Here is an 18,266-nt window from a genome sequence, read left to right as displayed (position 1 = left end):
TCGGTCAGTCGGTCAGCAGCGAGCTGAGGTAGCCGGCGGCCTCGCTCAGCTGCTCCACCCGGCGGGCGCCGTGTTCGCCGCCCAGCTGGGGGCTCGTGCCGAGCAGACCCATCGCCGCCTGGGCTTCGTCGTCCCGGAAGATCGGGGCGGCGACCGAGGCGAGACCGGTGCGTCCGAGGTCGGCCCACGCGATGCGCTCGTTGCGCACCCGCGCGAGCTCGCCCTGCTCGCGGACCTGTTCGGCCGGCGGCAGGTCGGCCAGCGCGCGGGAGACGATGGCCGGGTCGGACTGGAACGCGAAGAGGGCGCGCGACTGTGCGGCCTTCAGCTCGAGCATGGTGCCCACCCGCACGGTCAGGACGATGGTGCCCTCGCGGGCCTCCTCGACGAGTGTCACCACGGCGCCGGACCGGCCGAGGAACGACAGCACGACGGTCAGGTCGGTCTGCGCGGACAGCTGCCGCATGATCGCCGGGGCGAGGGTGAGCGTCTGCTGCCGCGTGGAGACCAGGCCGGCCAGCTGGTCCAGCAGCGGTCCCGGTGTGTAGCCCGCGGTGAGGAACCCGGCACCCTGCAGGGCGAGCAGGTACCGGTGCGCGGTGGTGCGGTTCAGGCCGAGCCGCTCGGACACGAGATTCGGGGTCAGCACCCGGGTGTCTTCGTCGAACAGGGCGAGCACGTTCGCCGCACGGTCGATGGACTGGATCGGCCCGCGCTCCTCGGTCGCGCGGCTCATACCCGGTACCCCCCGTCTACCGGAAGATGCACGCCGCTCACGTGGCAGGCGCGATCGCTGAGCAGCCAGGCAGCCGCCTGCGCGATGTCGGTCGTGGTCGCCGTCTTGCGCAAGCGGGGTCGCCGCGACGCGCGCCTCGACGCCGCCGGGGATCGCAAGGCGGGTCGCGTCGAGCATCGGTGTCTCGGTGGGCCCGGGTGCGAGCGCGTTGACCCGGATCCCGGCCGGCCCCCCGTCGTGGGCGGCGGTGCCGGTCAGGCCGAGGACGCCGTGCTTGCTGGCCTGGTAGGCGCCCAGCCCGCTGCTCGCCTTCAGCGCGCCCACGCTCGTCACGTTCACGATCGACCCGCCGCCGGCGCGGCGCATGTGCGCCATCTCGCTGCGCAGGCACAGCCAGACCCCCTTGAGATTGACGGCGATGATGCGGTCGAACTCGTCTTCGGTGAGCTCCTCCAGCAGACCCGACTGGGTCATCGCGGCGTTGTTGAACGCTCCGTCGAGGCGTCCGAAGCGCTCGACCGCGGCATCCACCAGGGTCTGCACGTCGGCGGCGGAGGTCACGTCGCAGCGTTGCGACTCCGCGCGGAATCCCTCGGCGCGGAGGCTGTCGACCTGTGCGGCCAGCAGTTCGTCGCTGCGCGCGCCGAGCATGACGGCCGCCCCCTCCTGCGCGAACGCGCGCGCGGCGTCCGCTCCGATCCCCGTGCTGGCGCCGACGACGAGGACGACCTTCCCCGCGAGCAGTCCGCTTGCCGCATCCATGATCCCCCTCGGTTTTCCACCCGGTGTTCACAAACCGAACGTTCAGATTATATGGTGAACAGTCATGGAAAGCTATCACCCCGAGTCCGAGATCCGCTGGCCGTCCTTCCGTGAGCTCGGGCAGGCGGATCCGCCCGAGACCTCCTGGTCGCTGTTCGGCGCCGACGACGGGATCGGCACCCTCAACTTCCTGACGCCGGAGGTCCGGCGCCGGGCCGCCGCGCTGGTGCGGACGGGGCGCACCTTCAACCTCGACTACGCGATCGGGGCGTTCGATCCCTTCCCGACCGGGACCCGGCCCGAAGCCAAGCACTCGATGTTCAGCAACAACCCGTGGCACTTCGACGACTGGCTCGACTCGTTCTATCTGCAGGCGACGACTCAGATCGACGCGCTGCGGCACATCGGGCACCCCGAGCTCGGGTTCTACGGCGGACGGGCGCGTGAGGAGTTCTCCACCGAGACCAGCACTCTCGGCATCCAGACGTATGCCGAAGCGGGGATCGTCGGTCGCGGCGTCCTGCTGGACGTCGCCCGTCACCTCGAGGCGGAGGGCCGGCCGATCGCGCAGGACACGGCGTACGAGATCGGCGTCGACGACCTCGAGGCGACCGCCGCGCGCCAGGGCGTCCGCTTCGAGGACGGCGACCTGCTCCTGGTGCGCACCGGGTGGGCCGAGTACTGCCGCGCGCACATGGATGCCGCGGCCCGGGCCGCCTTCACGTCGGACATGCGTCTTCCCGGCCTGGCCACCACCCGGGCCGTGGTCGCGTGGCTGTGGGACCATCACTTCTCGCTGGTGGCCGTCGACAATCTGGGTGTGGAGTGCTTCCCGTACACCCCCGGCAACGATCTGCGGCTCGAGGGGCAGGAGCCGCCCGAGCGTGGCGTCGACCACAACGGGGGCATCCACCGGCATCTGCTGACCATGCTGGGCTTCGCGCTCGGCGAGATGTGGGCGCTCGACGGTCTCGCGCAGGACTGCGCGACCGACGGGGTCTACGAGTTCCTGGTGACGGCGAAGCCGCTCAACCTGCCGGGTGGAGTCGGTTCTCCGGCCAATGCGATGGCGATCAAATGAGCGCCTCTGCATCCGGCGACATCCGCGTCCTCGCCCGGGACGTCGCACGGCTCGAGTCCCTGCGCTGCGCGAAGGACGTGCAGCGCACGTACGCGCAGCGCTGCAGCTCGGCCGCGCGGAGGACGCCGCCGCGCTGTTCGCCGCGGACGCGAGCGTGCACTGGGGCGATCTGACCCTGAACGGCCGCGACGAGATCCGCGACTGGCTGGCCGGGCGCGCCGGGCGGGCCGTGCAGCCCGGCGGCCTGTACACCGAGCTGATCGATGCCCCGGTCGTGCATCTGTCGCCGCACGGCGACACCGTGTTCGGTCGTTGGTCGGCGCTGGTCTTCCTCGGGGACGGCGCCGGCGCGGCCGCCGTGGAGGGCGGTCTGTACGAGAACCGATACGACCGGCGAGACGGGCGGTGGCTCATCACGTCGATGACCTTCCATCCGCAATACGCCGGGGATGACGTGAACGGGTGGGCCAACGTGAACGGCGCTGCGCTTGCCGGTCATCCCGACGCACTTCGGAGCGTACGACGCGGGGACCCCGCTCATGAAGCCGGTCGGCGACGCGCCCGATCCCGGCATGTCGGTGGGGGAACTGGCCGCGCACATCGGCCGGCTCAACGACGAGGATGCTGTCCGCAACCTCGTGCACGCATACGGCTACTACCTCGACCGGCGGATGTGGGGCGACGTCGTCGACCTGTTCACCGTGGACGCGGCGATCCGGTTCGACGACGAGGTCTTCCACGGGTCCGAAGGCGCCCGGCGCGCACACGAAGCACGCGGGCCGGAGGGCCTCGGATGGGGCGAGGCGGCCGAGCACCCGCTGTTCGACGTGACCGTCGAGATCGCCGACGACGGCACGGCCCGGGCCCGCGGCATCCAGCTCGGGATCCTGGCCGACGTGCGCACCGGGACAGCCTGCTGGGAGTTCGCCACCGTCCGGGCGCGGCTGGTCGCCGGGACCGGCGGCCTCTGGCGCATCGCCGGTCTGGACGTGGATGTGCTGCCGGGCCGACTACCGCGAGGGATGGGCCGGCGGCGGCATCCGGGCTCGACGACCGGACCCCACCCGGGTGATCGAGCCGCACGGGCGGTCACAGCCGCCGATCGCCGCCGGCGCGGCCGGCGAGACGGCTCCGGGTGCCGGGGACACCGCTGATCTGGCGCGACGGCTTGCGCCGTTGCGTGGCCTACGACGGTGTCGAGAACGTGTCGGGCGCGTATGGCTTCTTCCTCGACGACTTCCGCTGGGCCGACATGGCGGCGCTGTTCGCCGCGAAGGGGCACAAGCAGTCCGCGTTCGCCGGCTACGCGATCGGCCCCGAGGCGATCCTGGGCACCGCCATCGCCTGCTACGGCACCACGCGTGCGTTCCGGCCGGTGCTCAGCTTCCACTGGCGCACCCAGCCGGTGATCCACGTGTCGCACGACGGCCGCTCGGCGAACCTGCGCACGCGCCTCTTCCAGCCGCGCACCGCCATCCATCCGGACGACACGCCGCGGGACTTCTACATGGGCGGCCTGCACACCGGAATGTATCCGAACGACCAGGCCGTCCTCGAGGACGGCACCTGGCGACTGTGGAGTCTCGCCGTCGACGAGCATTACGTCGCGATGCAGAACTGGCGCGAGGGCTGGGCCGGCGTCAGCCCACGGCCGGAGGGGATGCGCCGCGGCCGAGTCCGGTGCTGACCGCGTATCCGCCCGAGATCCTGCTGCGCGACATCGCCCCGCGCGAGGAGGGATTCCGCGGCGGTCCGGGTCGGCTGGTGGAGTGGCCGGAGATCCTGCCCATGTGGTTCCACTATCGGAATCCGGTCAGCGGCCGCGTGCCCGAGCGGTTCTGGCCGGACTGCGTTCCGTGCGAGGTCGCACCGCACGCGCGGATGACCGCGCACGGGTACCAGCGGCCGCCTGACGGGCCCGAGATCGACGGACGAGAGGTCCCTCGAGACGTTCGCGATATGGACGGCCAAGACGCAATATGAACAAAGTCCTTGATTTCAGCCGCGCGGCAATCTAGTCTGACCAACAAGAAATGTCCGACAGGTGGAACACGTGTTCAACTGACGGAATACCTCGCTCTCATCAAGACAAGGAAGTCACATGATTCGGACAGGACGTTTGGTGGGATTCGCTGCCGTCGCCGCGGTCTGCGTCGCGCTCGTCTCCGGGTGCACCGCAGGCGGCTCCTCGGGCGGCACGCCGACCGACGGCGACGCCGGCACGCTCAACCTCTACTCCTTCACAGAGCCCACGAGCTGGGATCCCGCCGCCTTCGGCGAGAGCCCATACCTGCCGTACGCGCTCGCGGTCTACGACTCGCTGTTCATCCTGGACAAGGACGGCAAGGTCGCCCCCAAGCTCGCGACCGGCTACAAGTACAGCGACGACAACCTCACGCTGACGCTGACCCTGCAGACCGGCGTGAAGTTCTCGGACGGCACCCCGTTCAACGCCGACGCCGTCAAGGCCAACATGAAGCACTTCCAGGGCTTCGCGACCCCGGCCGGTCCGCTGCTTCAGAATGTCGCGAGCATCGACGCCGTGGATGACAGCACGGTCAAGCTCACGCTGTCCCAGCCCGATCCCGGCTTGCTGTTCTCGCTGACACAGGCCGCCGGCCTGATGGGCAACCCGAAGGACCTCGGCACCAAGGCGATCGCCGCCGACCCGGACGGCACCGGCCCCTACACGCTGGACACGGCCCACTCCGTGCCCGGATCGAAGTACACCTTCCAGCGCAAGGACGGCTACTGGGACCAGAAGTACCCGTACTCGACGGTGACCTACGCGGTCTTCCCGGAAGAGACGGCGCGGCTGAACGCCTTCAAGTCGGGGCAGATCCAGTACGCACACACCACGACCGCCTCGGCGGCGCTCGACGCGAAGAACGCCGTCGCCGGTGCCGACATGAAGCAGAACATGGTCACCTGGGAGGGCCTGTTCTTCCTGGACCGCGACGGCAAGATGCTGCCGCAAGCTGAAGGACGAGCGGGTGCGCGAGGCGCTGACCATCTCGATCGACGCGGATGCCATGATCAAGACCATCCGCGGCGGGTACGGCAAGGCGACCGACCAGATCTTCGCACCCACGATGGACGCGTTCGACAAGAGTCTGGACGACGCCTCGCCGTACGACCCCGCCCGCGCCAAGGCAGCCTGGCCGAGGCGGGCTACCCGGACGGCTTCACCGTTCCGTGGCCGCGCACCGGGTCGATCCTCCCCGAGATCTACACCGCGATCTCGCAGTACTGGAGCAAGATCGGCGTCAAGACGAAGGACGTCCAGTGGGCGCCGGGCGAAGCCGTCAAGTCGATCATGGCCGGCGACTACGGGCTCGTGTACTTCTCGAACCTCGAGCTGCTGGACACCTGGTCGGTCATCCAGCTCTCGGTCGCGCCGCACACGCAGTACAACCCGTTCCACTCCGAGACGCCCGAGCTCGACAAGCTCATCTCGACGCTCGCAGCACGCGACCGACGCCGAGCGTCCCGCGGCCGGACAGGCGGTGAACAAGTACCTCGTGGAGCACTACTGGTACGGCCCGCTGTATCGGCCCGCGATGTTCTACCTCACAGCGCCTGGCATCGACCTGACGGTCTACCCGGGCTACGTGCAGCCGCCCATCTGGGCATTCGCTCCGGCGAAGTGAGGCCGCCGAAGTGAAGACGCTCCTCCTGAAGAGGGCGGTGTCGGGGCTCACCCTGATCATCGTCATCTCGTTCCTCGCCCAGCTGCTCATCCTCCCGGGGCTCGGCAACATCGCGCGGAACGTGCTGGGAGAACTGGCCAGCGACCAGCAGGTGGCGCTGAAGGCGCACGAGCTGGGCCTGGACCAGCCGCTCCTGGTCCGGTATGGCAACTGGCTGGCGGGCGTCGTGCACGGTGACTTCGGCACGTCGTACTACTCGACGCAGTCGGTGACGGATGCCATCGCCACCCGCCTGCCGGTGACCATGTCGCTGGTGATCCTGGTCACCGTGCTCACCGCCCTCATCGCGTTCGCCCTCGGGATCACGGCGGCCGTGCACCGCGGATTCGTGGACCGGATGCTGCAGGTGCTGGTGACGGTGGCCGACGCCCTGCCGGCGTTCGTGATCGGCCTGTTCCTGGCGACGGTGTTCGCCGTCCAGCTCGCATTGGTTCCCGGCCACGGGGTACGTGCCGCTGCTGTCGTCGCCGCTGGGCTGGGCAGCCTCGCTCGCGCTCCCGGTGGCGGCGATGACGGTGTCGGGCGTGGTCGGGGTATCGCAGCACGTGCGGTCCTCCGCGATCACCGTGCTCGCGAGCGACTACCTGCGCACCCGCCGCAGCCGCGGCCTGCCCACCGGCTACCTGCTGACCACCACGGTGCTGCGCAACTCCGCGACCCCGGGCCTGGCCGCTCTCGCGGTGCAGGTGGTGGGCCTGCTGGGCGCCTCGGTCGTGATCGAGATGGTCTTCGCCCTGCCCGGGCTGGGGTCGCTGGCCGTGCAGGCGGCGCTGCGCTCGGACATCCCCGTGATCCTCGGGGTGCTGATGACGTACGTGGTGATCGTGGTGGTGGTCAACCTCCTGGTCGATGTGCTCATCGCCTGGGTGAACCCGAAGGTGAGGCTGAACGCATGAGTGCGACCACAGGGACCGTCGCGCTCCCGACGACCGGCGTCACGCGCCGGCTGCTGGGCAACGGCCTCGGCATGACCTCGGCGATCGTGATCGCGATCGTCATCCTGGTCGCGGCGCTTGCGCCGCTGCCGCCTGCCCTCGCCGGACGCGGGAGAGCTCGCCGACGCCATGCAGGGGCCGAGCGCGGCCCACTGGCTCGGCACCGACACGACGGGCCGCGACATCCTCAGCCGACTGGTGTGGGGTGCGCGCGTCAACCTGCTGGGCGCCGCGCTCGCCGTCGCGGTGGCACTGGTCCTGGGCGTGCCGGTCGGCATCGCCGCGGGCTACTACCGCCGCTGGGTCGACTCGGTCTCGGGCTGGGTGAACGACCTTGTCATGGCGCTGCCCGGCATCATCGTGCTGCTCGCCGTCAGCGCGGTGGTCGGCCCGTCGGTCTGGCTCGCGATGGCGATCTTCGGCATCATGCTGGCCCCCGCCTACTTCCGGATCGTGCGTGCCTCGGTGCTCGCCGTGCGCGGCGAGCTCTACGTCGACGCGGCGCTGGTGTCCGGGCTGTCCGACGGGCGCATCCTGTTCCGGCACGTGCTGGCCGTGGTGCGCGCCCCGATCCTCATCCAGGGTGCCCGGCTCGCTGTCATCGCTATCGCGATCCAGGCGGGGCTGGAGTTCCTCGGCATCGGCGACGTCACCGTCGCCTCGTGGGGCGGGATGCTGAACGAGGGCTTCCGCCGGGTGTACGACGCGCCGATGCTGATCGTCTGGCCGAGCCTGGCGATCGCGGTGGTCAGCGTCGCCCTGGTGCTGTTCTCCAACGCGCTGCGCGATGCGCTCGAGGACCGTACCCAGCCGGTCGGCGGTCGCCGGAAGACGGCGACGATCGTCGCCCCGCCGGCGGTCGGCGAGGATGCGGCACCCGACGCGCTTGCGGGTCGCGGATCTGCGCGTCGGCTACGGCTACCGCACCGGCGAGGTCGAAGTCGTGCACGGCATCTCGTTCGACATCCGCGCGGGCGAGGTGCTCGGGCTCGTGGGCGAGTCGGGGTCGGGAAAGTCCCAGACCGCGCTGGCCGTCCTCGGCCTGCTCCCGCACGGCGGCGAGATCACGGCGGGCTCCGTCCGACTGGACGGGCGCGAGCTGACCGGCCTCGACGAGAAGCGCTACACCGCGCTGCGCGGCACCGACATCGCGTACGTGCCGCAGGAGCCGATGTCCAACCTCGACCCGACGTTCACGGTCGGCAGCCAGCTCGTCGTCCCGCTTGCGCCGCAAGCTCGGGATGTCGGCGCGTGACGCGCGCACCCGTGCCCTCGAGCTGCTGGCCCGGGTCGGCATCCAGGACCCGGAGAAGGTGTTCGCGTCCTACCCGTTCCAGCTGTCCGGCGGCATGGCCCAGCGGGTGCTGATCGCCGGTGCCGTCTCGTGCAGCCCGGCTGCCCATCGCGGACGAGCCGACCACGGCGCTGGATGTCACCGTGCAGGCGGACGTGCTGGAGATCCTGCGCACCCTGCAGCGGGAATCGGGCATGGCGGTGCTCATGGTCACGCACAACTTCGGGGTCGTGGCCGACATCTGCGACCGGGTGGCGGTGATGTCGCAGGGAGAGCTGGTCGAATCCGGCGATGTGCGCACGGTGCTGCGCAACCCGCAGCATCCCTACACCGTGTCGCTGCTGGACGCGATGCTCAGCGAGACCACGACCCGGATCGACATCGACGACCAGGCGAAGGAGACGGTGGCATGAGCGGGGCGCTGCTGGAGGTCGACGACCTCACCATCGGATACCGGACCGGCCTGGCCCGGGCCGCGACGCCGGTGGTGCACGGCGTGGGCTTCGAAGTCGCGCAGGGGCGCACGCTGGGCCTGGTCGGCGAGTCGGGGTCGGGAAAGTCGACGATCGGCCGGGCCATCCTGGGTCTGGCGACGCCGATGGGCGGTGCGATCCGGTTCGCCGGACAGGACATCACGAGCCTGTCCCGTCGCCGCCGGCGCCCCCTGGCCCGCGACATCCAGGTGATCTTCCAGGATCCGTACTCGTCGCTGAACCCGGCGATGCAGATCCAGGACATCCTCGCCGAACCGCTCATCGCGCAGGGGCGCTCGACGCGCGACGCGCGAGCCCGGGTGCGCGAGCTGCTCGATGCCGTGCACCTGCCGGCGGATTCGGCGCGCCGGGTGCCGAGCGAGTTCTCCGGCGGGCAGCGGCAGCGGGTCGCGATCGCCCGGAGCCTTGCCACCGAGCCGCGGCTGATCATCTGCGACGAGCCGGTGTCGGGGCTGGATCTGAAGACGCAGGCGCACGTGCTGGACCTGCTGATCGAGCTCGAGCAGCGCACGGGTGTGGCGTACCTGTTCGTGTCGCACGATCTGAGTGTCATCCGGCACATCAGCCACGACGTGATCGTGCTCCTGCGGGGGCGGATCGTGGAAGAGGGTCCGGTGGTCGACGTCACCGAGCGGCCGCGGCACGACTACGTGAAGCGGCTGTTCATGTCCTCGCCGCTGCCCGACCCGGACGAGCAGGCGGAGCGCCGCGCTGCGCTGCGCGCCCTTCCGCCGGTCGCGTGAGCGGCTGACCTCGGTCTACGTCAGCGACAAGGGAGTGGGAGCAGGCAGTGGCAGATCGCGCCGGAGGGCCGGAGGGAGACATCCGCGTCGTCGTGCGCTGCACGCAGATCCTCGGCATGTTCTCCCGCGAGGTGCGGGCCGTCCGGCTGAAGGACGTGGCCGCCGAGCTCGACCTCGGCCGCACGACGGTCTACCGCTATCTCACCTCGATGGCCAGTGCGGGCCTGCTCGAGCGGGTCGACGAGGGGTATGCCCTCGGGCCCCTGGCCGCGCAGCTGGGTGCGCTCGCGCTGACCGACTCCGACGTGGTGGACATCGCCGGGCCGTACCTGCGCGAGCTGTCGGATGCCGCCGGCGAGACCTCCATCCTCGCGGTGTGGGGCGACCGGCAGCCGGTGGTGGTGCGCACCGCCGAGCCGTTCGACCGCAGCCTGCACATCTCCGTGCGGGTGGGGCAGACGCTCGGGGCGGATGCTGCGCAGTCGGCCGTGTTCGCCGCGTACGGCGCCGACGGCGGGGCCGTGGCGGACGAGCTGGCGGCCCGCGACGGGGTCACCGCGCAGCGCGTGCGCGACCGCATCCGCCGCACCGCGCAGACCGGGATCGCCGTGAGCGACACGGTCACGTCGGGCACCCGCGGCATCGCGGTGCCGGTGTTCGACCGCGATGGCGACGTCGCGGCGACGATCGCGCTCCTGGGCACCGTGCACACGCTGCCCGGGGCGCTGGATTCCGCGCAGGCGACAGAGCTGCGCGGCACGGCGGCCCGTCTCTCGCGCGCGCTAGGCTACTCCGGCGCCGTCGCGGCGGCAGGGCCGTCCGGCGGCAGCTGATATCCGTGCGCCGTCATGCTGGTGTGCGGCGCGATCCGGGTGGGCACGCCGTCCGGCCAGAAGTGCTCGGGCGTGCGCCCGCTGACCGGGTTGCGGTAGTGGAACCACATCGGCAGGATCTCGGGCCACTCCCGCACGTCGCCCGTGCCTCCGCGGAAGTGCCGGGCGCGTCGCCCGAGGGCGGTCATCGGGACGTCGGGCGGGTAGATCTCCATCAGGCGGCTCGGCTTCGGGGCGGTTCCGGTGGCGGCGGGCACCGATGCCCATCCGCCGCGCCAGTCGAGGGAGACGAAGTACGGCTCGTCGATCGTCAGGCTCCACAGCCGCCACTGCCCGTCCTCGAGGACGGCCTGGTCGTTCGGATACATCCCGCTGTGGAAGCCGGCGGCGTAGAAGTCGCCGGCGCGGCTCGGCAGCTTGTGCGTGCGCGGCTGGAAGAGCCGCACCCGGAAGCTCGCGGAGCGCCCGTCCGCCGAGATCGAGATGACGGGCTGGGTGCGCCAGTGGTACGAGATTCCGGGGCGGGTCTCGGGCGGCGAGCCCCAGAAGGATGTCGCGGCCGCGGTGATGCGGTCGCGTCCGAAGTAGTACCCGGCGAACGGGGACTGCTTGTTGCCGTTCTCGGCGAACAGCGCCGCCATCTCGGTCCACTGGAAGTCGTCGATGTAGTAGCCGTAGGCGGATGAGACGTTCTCCACGCCGTCGTAGGCCAGGGCGCGGTCCAGCTGTGTCCGCAGCACCGCGGGCGGGGTGGTCGCCGGTGCGGCCGGATCGGTGGCGGCCGTGGACGTCGCCGGTGCGGCCGCACCGGTGGCGACGGCTGTATCGGTGGCGGCCCTGGCGCTGGCGCTGAGCGGATCGTCGGCCGTCGGAGCCGAGGGGGTTCGGAGGTCGGCATCGGCCCAGCCGCGGAAATAGTCGGCGTGCATCACCCGTTCCAGCCGCACCTCGTCGAGTCGCCAGACCCCGTTGTGCTTGCGGCAGCGGGTGGTGAGGATCCGCACCTCCCAGGCCGCCTCGTGGCGTGTGGCGTCGCCCAGCATGCCGAGCTCGATGCTGCGGGTGGTCGCGAGCCCGCCGGGCAGGATGCGGACCAGGGTGTCGAACAGCGGGCGGTCGTTGAGCTGTCCGGTCTCCAGGCCCTCGGGGCCCATGGTGAGCATCGCCTCACGGATGCCGTCGGCTCCCCGGAAGGATCCGCCGGGGGCGAGGTCGACCTGCACGTCCGCAGTGCACAGCTCGACGACATCCGTCCACATGCGCCGATCGACGTAGTAGCCGTACGCGTGGACGAGGTTGCGCACGGCGCCTTCGTCCTCGAGCGCGGCGATGGTGGATGCGAGCTCGTCGTCGGGGATGTCCGGGCCGGGGGTCGGGGAGTTCGACGGCGGCAGGGGCACGCCGACCTCGTCGACGGTGAAGTGGTAGGGCACCATCGGCAGCTCGGCGCCGTCGATGTTGGTCCAGCCGTCCGCGTGCGTGCCGCTGTACTGCGGGAAGCAGTGCTGCCGGGCGATCCGCCAGCCCTCGGGGTGCGCCGGTACTCGTTCTCGTAGACGCCGCCGTCGATGCCCGTGCCCCCGATGCCGTCCGCGTTGAAGCAGAGGGACGACCAGCGGGCGCGGGCGGTCGATCCATCGCCGTCGAGGTGGGCCAGCGGCTCGTCGACGAGCTCGGTGCGGAACGTGCCGGGCCGGCCCGATGCGCCCGGCTGGGTCGGCAGCCACTTCGCGATCGCGGCACGCCCGGCGACCGTGTGGTCGCCGACCTGCACCGTGGCGTCCGAGGTGAACAGGGCGGCGGCATCCGCCCACCGGCCGAGTTGCCCGAGGTGGGCGTAGCGGCGGTGCAGATCCTTCACCGCGCGCAACGACTGCAAGCCGGGCGATGTCCTCAGCGAGTCTCTTCATCAGTGTTCACAATACAGTCACAGACTTCATAATGCGATCACCCCGGTCCCTGCGCGAGCGCCCGTCCACCCAGGTCCCTGAGCGAGCGCCAGCGAGACGAAGGGCCGATACTCACGCCGCCGAACCGATGGCCCCGGCTCGTCCGAGCGTTCACCGCGGATGCGTGGGCCAGAGGTCGAGGAAGTCGCCGAGCCAGGTCCGCGCCGACGCGAGGCACTCGGCGCTGACCTGACCGGCGATGCCGGTCAGTCGCTCGCGGCTGAGGGTGCCGGGGTGTTCGGTCATGATCCACGAGGGCCGGTCGAGTCCGGCGGGTCCGGTCACGACGACGTGGTTCGGCCACCCGCGGTCCTTCGAGGTGACGGGGAGGACGATGGCCAGCGTGGTCGCGGCCGCGAGGTGTCCGAGCGACGACACGACCAGCACCGGCCGGTGACCGGCCTGTTCGCGCCCGCGGATCGGATCGAGGGCAGCCCAGGCGATCGTTCCCGGCGTGAGCGCGCGATCAGTCATGTTGCGCGTCGGTGAGCTCCGCCGCCTCCCAGCGGCGTGTCTCTTCTCGGTACTCGTCGACGCCAGCGGGAGAGGACGCCATCGCCTGCTTCGCCGCGGCGAGGCGATCTCGCCGGTCGGCGAGGTCCGCGAGTTCTGCCAGGTGGGCGCCGAGGGTGAGGCCCGCTTGGGATGCTTGCGCCTTGAGTCGATCGCGGAGCTCGTCGCTGACCTTGATCGTCGTGGTCATACTTTCAGTATACCGAGTGGATGCCGCAGCGAAGGCGGTCGCTCGGGTCAGAATCCGTACCCGCCACTCAGCGAGATCGCCGCCGGCGTGGTCAGTGCAGCCTGTGCGAACCCCTGCAGTGCGCGCGACGCCCTCCAGGTGTCGCGCGTGCGCGCGGCCAACCCGAGAGGCTCCAGCCTCTCGGTGAGGGGGAGGACCAGCGGCCGGATGCTGTCGACCTCCACCCGCGACGCCACCGACACGCTCGGATCGGCGGGCAGGAAGAAGTCGCGGTCCTCCCACCAGGAGCGTGCTCGCCACGCGTCTTCGTCGATGTCATTGCGGACATCGTGGGCGCGAGCGATGCGATCGAGCCCGCCGTCCTCCCCGCCGTCTGCGATCGAACCGTCGGCGATCGCCAGGAGAACCAAGGCGTTGACGAACCGCAGGCGGCCGTCGCCGGCCTCCGGGAGCTTGTCGGCCAATGCGTCCCACAGCGCGAGCGGGTCATCGGCCAGTGGCACCGCACTCTTCATCGTGAGCAGACGTCCTTGCAGAGTGCGGACGAACCGCAGTTCGCGTGCGGTCCGCTGCACCACCGGAAGCTGCGCGACCGTCGTGCCGCAGGCATCCGCCCACTCCTGAGCGAGCCCGGCCGGCAGGTGTGCGCCGTCGAGCGGCAGCCCCTCGCGGCCACGATCGAGCAGCCAGGCGAACGGGCGGACGAACTGGATCATCTCGTCGCGCGTCACGAGCGGCGGCACGTTCAGACCCACCGAGACGAGATGCCGTTCCAGTCCGGCCGCGTTCGAGGCGGGAAGCGCCTCGAGCACGGCATCCAGACGCGAGCGCGTGCGGCCGCGCGGGGTCGGTTGTGCCCGGTCGAGCCGCTTCTGCACCCACCCCTGCTCGAACCCGGTCGGGTCGAACTGCGCCCAGGGCCCGGCTGCCCTCGCCAGCCGCGCCACGGCTTGCGTCGTGATCGGGATGCGCGGGGCCGGCGTAGGCGCGAAGCAGCTGGGCGTACTCGGCCACGGCGAGCAGCGACAGCGGCGATGCGCCGCGGCCGTCGATGATCTTGACCGATGAGCTCGGCTCGGCCGCGTTGCGTGCGTCGAGGGCGAACCAGGCGAAGTCACCCGGTTCGTGCGGGTCGCCGGAGCGATAGTGGAGGCGCCCGCCGTCGGCGAAGGCATCAGCCAGAGGTGTGTTGGATTCGCTGAGGACGTTGGGGTCGCGCCAGTCGATCATCGTCCAGGTGTCGCCCCACCGACGGCGGGGCCGCCATCCGTAATGGTCCTGACGCGTCGTCCAGGCGCAGTCGTCGTCCCCGCTCTGCGGCGAGGGCGGGAAGCCGCGGGGGAACGGCTCCTGGTCGCTGAAGACGTGATGGGCGTGCACCTCGCCGTCGAAGGCGAGCTGGATCGCCCGGTGGAGGTCGGCGAGCGTGCTGGGCGCGGGCATCGTGACGGTGCGCTCGACGGGCGGGTCGATCCCGCGCAGCACGATAGTGACGGACAGTGCGGTCTGAACGGTCGTGACTTCCATGCCCGAGACGCTACGGGTGCACCGGTCGCCGCAGGTGGCCGAGGCCCGGATCGGTGGAGAACCGGCCGCCGGGGCCCGGCTGGGGAGGAACCGCGCGCCCCTCGCCGGCCGAGGCCCGGTTCCCCCACCCCTACAGCAGCTCGGCGACCATGCCGTACCCGGCGGTGGCGCCAGCGGCGACGGATGCCGCGACGCCGAGCATCGGGCTGACGACGTTTCCGGCGGCCCACAGGCCCGGAACGCTGGTGCGGCCCATCGCGTCGACTCCGGCCCACGTGCGGCCGAAGGCCTCCACCCGCTCTGCGCCGAGCGCGACGAGGACGTCGTCGCGGGGCGCGGTGCGGGGGCTGACGAACAGCGCATCGAGCGGCGACTCGCCGCCGTCGGCGAACGCGACGCCGCGGATGCCGTCGTTCGTGGTGAGCACGCGCGCCAGCGGTCGCTGGTCGAGCGTGATGCCCGACGCGGCGAAGTGCGCCAGCTTGCGTCTCGTCGAACGGCGGGCTGCCGTTTGTGAGCACTGTGATCCGATCGGTCAGGCGCCGCAGCATCCGGGCCTGATGGAACGGGTCGGCACTCTCGGCGAGCACGCCGATTCGGGTGTCGCGGTTCTCCCACCCATCGCAGAACGGGCAGTGGTGCACGCCGCGACCCCAGCGCTCAGCGAGCCCCGGCACGTCGGGCAGGGTGTCGCGCGCGCCGGTCGTGACGAGCACCGCGCGGGCGCGGGCGGTGGCTCCGCTCGTGGTGGTGACGGTGAACAGCTCTCCGGTGCGGGTGGCGGTGGATGCGGCATCCTGCCGAACCTCGACGCCATAACGGGAGAGCTCTCGGCGCCCGTCGGCGAGCAGCTCGAGGGGGGACGTGTGGTCGCGCCCGAGCACGCCGTGCATGTGCCCGGCGAAGCGGTTGCGCGGAGCGTCGTCGTCGAGCACGAGCACACGGAAGCGCAGGCGCGAGAGCTGCAGAGCCGCGCTGAGTCCGGCGCTGCCGCCGCCGACGATGAGCGCGTCGTGGATGTCGATGTCTGTCATGTTCTCACTCTGCGGCCTGGGCGCAGCCAGCAGCAACTATCCTTGCTGAAACAGCAAAGGAGGCATCGTGACAGAACATGTCGACGTCGCCGGGATGCTCGATGCGGTCGGCCCGCGGCTGCGCGCCCTGCGCACGCGTCGCGACTTCACGCTCACCGAGCTGTCGGCCCGCACCGGCATCTCGGTCAGCACGCTGTCGCGCCTCGAATCGGGCGAGCGGCGCGCGAGCCTGGACCTGCTCGCCGATCGCGACGGTCTTCGACGTCGGACTTGACGCTCTCGTCGGGGTCGAGACATCCCGCGATCCGCGCGTGCACGGCACGCCGATCACGCGCGACGGCCGCACCTGGGTCGCGCTGTCGCGTCACGGCGAGGGGCCGACGGCGTTCAAGGTGACGCTGCCGGCGGTGCCCGCGAAGCGCCGCGTCGAGCAGCGGGTGCACTCGGGCTACGACTGGTTCTTCGTCGTCTCGGGCCGCGTGCGCCTTGCGCTCGGCGACCAGGAGCACCTGATCGAGGCCGGCGAGGCGGTCGAATTCGACACCCTGATCCCGCACGGCACCGCCTCGGCCGGGCCGGGACCCGCCGAGATGATCCACCTCATGTCGCGCGACGGCGAGCGGGTGCACCTGCGCGACGTGTGAGCGCGCGGATGCCGTGGTGTGGCATGTACGTCGGCCGGCTCGTCGATCACCCTCGCGTTGCGCATGCCGCCCACGGTAGAGCGGGGGTCGGACAGGCGGCTCGCCCGTAGCCGCCGGCCGGACGTCCAGGTCAGCGCGCTCAGGTCATCGCGCCCGCGACGATCAGGCTGCTGACGACGCCGGTCACGACCAGTCCGAGCGCCGACCAGACGATGATCCGCGGCCAGTCGATCCAGCCGCGCGAGTGCTCGGCGCCGGCGAAGGCGACGGCATCCGTCCACGCGACGAACTCGTCGAAGCGCAGCGTGACCCGCGGCGCATCGGCCCGCGGGGGATGCGGCTCGCCCGTCCGTGATCGTGCAGTCGACGCCGGACGCGACCCGGGCCGCGGCCGCGGCGCCGTGCGGACCGTCGAAGGATCGGATGCCGGAGCCGGCTCGCGCTCGGCGTCCAGCGTGAAGCGCACCAGGATGTCGCGGGCCTGCCGGGCGCGGTCGAAATCGCGCGCGAGGCGCGCGCGGGCTGCGTCATCCACCTCGGGGAAGCGATCCGGGTGCAGCCATCGCGCGCACCGGCGGAAGGCCTGCTGGATGTCTTCCACGCTGGCGCCCCGCTCGATGCCGAGGTGGCGGCGTGCCTCATCGAGGGTCATGCGCTGGTCACCAGATAGCGCTGGTACTCGCGGGTCAGCCGCTGCGACCGGCGGCGATCGGCCTCGGACTCGAGCTGTCGGAACAGGCGCCGCGTCGTCCGCGCCCGGAGGACGGTGTAGACGATGAGGCAGGTGAGCATGGCGGCGCCGAGCGCCATCCCGGCGAGGCGCACGAGCGGGAACGCGCTCAGGAATGCGGATGCCGTGGTGACCAGGATCGAGGCGAGGGCCAGCCACGCGGCGCTGGTCTGCCAGCGCATGACGCCGCGGTACATCGAGGTGCTCGTGGTGTACCAGTGCGGGTTCGGCAGCCAGAACACCCAGTCCGCGGGGGCGAGGGGGAGGCCGTCCCGTGGCGTCCAGTCGGCGGGCGGACGCCAGAAGGCGTTCTCGCGGATCCACTGGTCGGTCGGCGTCGTCCACCCCGGCGGCACGCGGAAGTCGGCGGCGACACCCGGAACCCGGATCCGCCGGGCGCGTCCAGTCATCGCACGACTCCCTTTGAAAATGAGAAAGCTCTCATGAAACTGTAGCCGGTCCGGGCCGAAGGTGGAATGGCGAATCCGCGCGCGCGTTCGCCGCGGTATCAGCCCGATGCGAGGGCCGCTCTTCCCGGTGGACGATGCCGAGGTTGCGGCATCCGATCTTCGGGAGTCCCTCATGTCCACGCAAACGCTCAAGACCTACGGCGACGTGCGAGCGCTGATCGCGCAGCACGATCTGGGATGGCGGGTGCTGCCGTCGATCCCCGACGACGCGCCCCTCGTGCGCCGGCTGCTCGGCGGTCCGCCGCCGAAGCCCGCCGACCCGACGGAGCGCGTCGACGTGCTGACGCTGGTGTCCGAGCATCCCATCGCCCGGCAGTTCGCGCAGGCGCCGTCGCCCGGGCTCGTCCCCGGGTTGCGCCTGCCGATCCCGAAGCCGACGCCGCCCGCGCCGCCGGCCCCGGCGCCCGCACGCCCCGCGGCGGTGGACTGGCGCACGCACAACGGCTGGCCGATCTTCACCCGCACGCGCGACCAGTTCGACTCGGAGCACTGCTGGATCTTCGCCCCGACCGGCATCATCGAGGCGATGACCCGCATCGAGCACTGCACGTGGGCACCGCGGTCGGAAGGGGATGTCGTGCGCGGTCTGACTGTGGTGGTCGGGCAGTGCGGTGACGCCGT

At 71.1% G+C, this 18,266-nt stretch carries 21 protein-coding genes and 7 pseudogenes; 16 read left to right on the top strand and 12 right to left on the bottom strand.

Features of this window, described 5'->3' with window-relative positions; genetic code table 11:
* Positions 1 to 4: 4 nt before the first annotated feature.
* Complete coding sequence (locus L2X98_RS22270; protein ID WP_259613114.1) at positions 5 to 1,498, bottom strand: SDR family NAD(P)-dependent oxidoreductase; 1,494 nt, start codon at positions 1,496 to 1,498, stop codon at positions 5 to 7.
* Positions 1,499 to 1,562: 64 nt separating this feature from the next.
* Here L2X98_RS22270 and L2X98_RS09510 point away from each other — a divergent pair, with 64 nt between their 5' ends.
* From L2X98_RS09510 to L2X98_RS09455, 14 genes and pseudogenes are all read left to right on the top strand, one after another.
* Positions 1,563 to 2,579 (top strand): cyclase family protein, encoded by a 1,017-nt coding sequence (locus L2X98_RS09510; RefSeq protein WP_259613113.1) that lies wholly within the window; start codon positions 1,563 to 1,565, stop codon positions 2,577 to 2,579.
* Positions 2,560 to 2,946: pseudogene (locus tag L2X98_RS20805) on the top strand (nuclear transport factor 2 family protein); the annotation flags it as partial. The gene L2X98_RS09510 and the pseudogene L2X98_RS20805, both read left to right, overlap by 20 nt.
* 121 nt (positions 2,947 to 3,067) lie before the next feature.
* On the top strand, positions 3,068 to 3,733 hold the full coding sequence (locus L2X98_RS09500; protein ID WP_259613111.1) for a nuclear transport factor 2 family protein: 666 nt from the start codon (positions 3,068 to 3,070) through the stop codon (positions 3,731 to 3,733).
* The gene (locus L2X98_RS09495; RefSeq protein WP_354002974.1) at positions 3,715 to 4,266 is read left to right on the top strand and encodes a nuclear transport factor 2 family protein; all 552 of its coding nucleotides are present in this window, start codon (positions 3,715 to 3,717) and stop codon (positions 4,264 to 4,266) included. Before L2X98_RS09500 ends, L2X98_RS09495 begins: the two co-directional genes overlap by 19 nt.
* A complete protein-coding gene (locus L2X98_RS09490) occupies positions 4,260 to 4,562 on the top strand; it encodes a hypothetical protein (protein WP_259613110.1) in 303 nt (100 codons plus the stop codon). Before L2X98_RS09495 ends, L2X98_RS09490 begins: the two co-directional genes overlap by 7 nt.
* A gap of 118 nt (positions 4,563 to 4,680) precedes the next feature.
* A pseudogene (locus L2X98_RS20800) lies at positions 4,681 to 5,451 on the top strand (ABC transporter substrate-binding protein); the annotation flags it as partial.
* A gap of 160 nt (positions 5,452 to 5,611) precedes the next feature.
* Entirely contained in the window at positions 5,612 to 6,229 is a 618-nt protein-coding gene (locus L2X98_RS20795) for a hypothetical protein (RefSeq protein WP_354003035.1), read from the top strand.
* A gap of 10 nt (positions 6,230 to 6,239) precedes the next feature.
* A pseudogene (locus L2X98_RS20790) lies at positions 6,240 to 6,482 on the top strand (ABC transporter permease); the annotation flags it as partial.
* A 256-nt stretch (positions 6,483 to 6,738) separates the two neighbouring features.
* Positions 6,739 to 7,185, top strand: a complete 447-nt coding sequence (locus L2X98_RS09480) for an ABC transporter permease subunit (protein WP_259613108.1) — start codon at positions 6,739 to 6,741, stop codon at positions 7,183 to 7,185.
* A gap of 168 nt (positions 7,186 to 7,353) precedes the next feature.
* Positions 7,354 to 7,971 (top strand): annotated as a pseudogene (locus L2X98_RS09475) (ABC transporter permease); the annotation flags it as partial.
* Positions 7,972 to 8,011: 40 nt separating this feature from the next.
* On the top strand, positions 8,012 to 8,479 hold the full coding sequence (locus L2X98_RS09470) for an ATP-binding cassette domain-containing protein (RefSeq protein ID WP_354003034.1): 468 nt from the start codon (positions 8,012 to 8,014) through the stop codon (positions 8,477 to 8,479).
* Positions 8,480 to 8,598: 119 nt separating this feature from the next.
* On the top strand, positions 8,599 to 8,931 hold the full coding sequence (locus tag L2X98_RS09465; protein WP_259613107.1) for an ABC transporter ATP-binding protein: 333 nt from the start codon (positions 8,599 to 8,601) through the stop codon (positions 8,929 to 8,931).
* Positions 8,928 to 9,755, top strand: a complete 828-nt coding sequence (locus tag L2X98_RS09460; RefSeq protein ID WP_259613106.1) for an ATP-binding cassette domain-containing protein — start codon at positions 8,928 to 8,930, stop codon at positions 9,753 to 9,755. The genes L2X98_RS09465 and L2X98_RS09460 overlap by 4 nt, the downstream gene beginning before the upstream one ends.
* A 47-nt stretch (positions 9,756 to 9,802) precedes the next feature.
* Positions 9,803 to 10,588 (top strand): IclR family transcriptional regulator, encoded by a 786-nt coding sequence (locus tag L2X98_RS09455; RefSeq protein WP_259613105.1) that lies wholly within the window; start codon positions 9,803 to 9,805, stop codon positions 10,586 to 10,588.
* Here the strand turns inward: L2X98_RS09455 and L2X98_RS09450 are convergent.
* The 8 genes and pseudogenes from L2X98_RS09450 to L2X98_RS20770 form a co-directional block, all read right to left on the bottom strand.
* The gene (locus tag L2X98_RS09450; protein WP_354003033.1) at positions 10,543 to 12,024 is read right to left on the bottom strand and encodes a nuclear transport factor 2 family protein; all 1,482 of its coding nucleotides are present in this window, start codon (positions 12,022 to 12,024) and stop codon (positions 10,543 to 10,545) included. The two genes, L2X98_RS09455 and L2X98_RS09450, sit on opposite strands and share 46 nt — an antisense overlap.
* Before the next feature lie 152 nt (positions 12,025 to 12,176).
* Positions 12,177 to 12,449: pseudogene (locus L2X98_RS20780) on the bottom strand (nuclear transport factor 2 family protein); the annotation flags it as partial.
* A gap of 199 nt (positions 12,450 to 12,648) precedes the next feature.
* Positions 12,649 to 13,011 carry a type II toxin-antitoxin system PemK/MazF family toxin gene (locus L2X98_RS09445; protein ID WP_259613103.1) on the bottom strand — a complete coding sequence of 121 codons (363 nt, stop codon included), beginning with the start codon at positions 13,009 to 13,011 and terminating at the stop codon, positions 12,649 to 12,651.
* The gene (locus tag L2X98_RS09440) at positions 13,004 to 13,240 is read right to left on the bottom strand and encodes a ribbon-helix-helix protein (RefSeq protein ID WP_259613102.1); all 237 of its coding nucleotides are present in this window, start codon (positions 13,238 to 13,240) and stop codon (positions 13,004 to 13,006) included. The genes L2X98_RS09445 and L2X98_RS09440 overlap by 8 nt, the downstream gene beginning before the upstream one ends.
* A gap of 47 nt (positions 13,241 to 13,287) precedes the next feature.
* Positions 13,288 to 14,187: a hypothetical protein gene (locus tag L2X98_RS09435; RefSeq protein WP_259613101.1), complete on the bottom strand. Its 900-nt coding sequence runs from the start codon at positions 14,185 to 14,187 to the stop codon at positions 13,288 to 13,290.
* A 52-nt stretch (positions 14,188 to 14,239) separates the two neighbouring features.
* Positions 14,240 to 14,683: pseudogene (locus tag L2X98_RS20775) on the bottom strand (hypothetical protein); the annotation flags it as partial.
* A gap of 214 nt (positions 14,684 to 14,897) precedes the next feature.
* A complete protein-coding gene (locus L2X98_RS09430; RefSeq protein ID WP_259613100.1) occupies positions 14,898 to 15,194 on the bottom strand; it encodes an NAD(P)/FAD-dependent oxidoreductase in 297 nt (98 codons plus the stop codon).
* 181 nt (positions 15,195 to 15,375) lie between these two features.
* Positions 15,376 to 15,801: pseudogene (locus tag L2X98_RS20770) on the bottom strand (NAD(P)/FAD-dependent oxidoreductase); the annotation flags it as partial.
* Positions 15,802 to 15,868: 67 nt separating this feature from the next.
* Here L2X98_RS20770 and L2X98_RS09425 point away from each other — a divergent pair.
* Positions 15,869 to 16,075, top strand: coding sequence for a helix-turn-helix domain-containing protein (locus L2X98_RS09425; RefSeq protein ID WP_259613099.1), 207 nt, complete (start codon positions 15,869 to 15,871; stop codon positions 16,073 to 16,075).
* Between the two features lie 37 nt (positions 16,076 to 16,112).
* Positions 16,113 to 16,445: a cupin domain-containing protein gene (locus L2X98_RS09420; RefSeq protein ID WP_259613098.1), complete on the top strand. Its 333-nt coding sequence runs from the start codon at positions 16,113 to 16,115 to the stop codon at positions 16,443 to 16,445.
* 139 nt (positions 16,446 to 16,584) lie between these two features.
* Here L2X98_RS09420 and L2X98_RS09415 read toward each other — a convergent pair whose 3' ends face one another.
* From L2X98_RS09415 to L2X98_RS09405, 3 genes are all read right to left on the bottom strand, one after another.
* Entirely contained in the window at positions 16,585 to 17,097 is a 513-nt protein-coding gene (locus tag L2X98_RS09415; RefSeq protein ID WP_259613097.1) for a J domain-containing protein, read from the bottom strand.
* The gene (locus L2X98_RS09410; RefSeq protein ID WP_259613096.1) at positions 17,094 to 17,585 is read right to left on the bottom strand and encodes a hypothetical protein; all 492 of its coding nucleotides are present in this window, start codon (positions 17,583 to 17,585) and stop codon (positions 17,094 to 17,096) included. The genes L2X98_RS09415 and L2X98_RS09410 overlap by 4 nt, the downstream gene beginning before the upstream one ends.
* Positions 17,586 to 17,780: 195 nt before the next feature.
* A complete protein-coding gene (locus L2X98_RS09405; RefSeq protein ID WP_259613095.1) occupies positions 17,781 to 18,182 on the bottom strand; it encodes a hypothetical protein in 402 nt (133 codons plus the stop codon).
* Positions 18,183 to 18,266 lie beyond the last annotated feature (84 nt).

The organism is Microbacterium elymi (genome assembly GCF_021582895.2).
Classification (GTDB): domain Bacteria; phylum Actinomycetota; class Actinomycetes; order Actinomycetales; family Microbacteriaceae; genus Microbacterium; species Microbacterium humicola.
Note: the sequence above shows the minus strand (reverse complement) of the source record. Positions and strands in the feature narration are given on the sequence as shown.

Bases quoted from the DNA above. Each gene is read 5' to 3' on its own strand.
- L2X98_RS09440 (WP_259613102.1), bottom strand. From the start codon at position 13,240: ATGACCACGACGATCAAGGTCAGCGACGAGCTCCGCGATCGACTCAAG.
- L2X98_RS09470 (WP_354003034.1), top strand. From the start codon at position 8,012: ATGCGCTCGAGGACCGTACCCAGCCGGTCGGCGGTCGCCGGAAGACGG.
- L2X98_RS09450 (WP_354003033.1), bottom strand. From the start codon at position 12,024: ATGGTGCCCTACCACTTCACCGTCGACGAGGTCGGCGTGCCCCTGCCG.
- L2X98_RS09405 (WP_259613095.1), bottom strand. From the start codon at position 18,182: ATGCGGGTCATCGCCTCGATGATGCCGGTCGGGGCGAAGATCCAGCAG.
- L2X98_RS09415 (WP_259613097.1), bottom strand. From the start codon at position 17,097: ATGACCCTCGATGAGGCACGCCGCCACCTCGGCATCGAGCGGGGCGCC.
- L2X98_RS20795 (WP_354003035.1), top strand. From the start codon at position 5,612: ATGATCAAGACCATCCGCGGCGGGTACGGCAAGGCGACCGACCAGATC.
- L2X98_RS09460 (WP_259613106.1), top strand. From the start codon at position 8,928: ATGAGCGGGGCGCTGCTGGAGGTCGACGACCTCACCATCGGATACCGG.
- L2X98_RS09410 (WP_259613096.1), bottom strand. From the start codon at position 17,585: ATGACTGGACGCGCCCGGCGGATCCGGGTTCCGGGTGTCGCCGCCGAC.
- L2X98_RS09510 (WP_259613113.1), top strand. From the start codon at position 1,563: ATGGAAAGCTATCACCCCGAGTCCGAGATCCGCTGGCCGTCCTTCCGT.
- L2X98_RS09445 (WP_259613103.1), bottom strand. From the start codon at position 13,011: ATGACTGATCGCGCGCTCACGCCGGGAACGATCGCCTGGGCTGCCCTC.
- L2X98_RS22270 (WP_259613114.1), bottom strand. From the start codon at position 1,498: ATGGATGCGGCAAGCGGACTGCTCGCGGGGAAGGTCGTCCTCGTCGTC.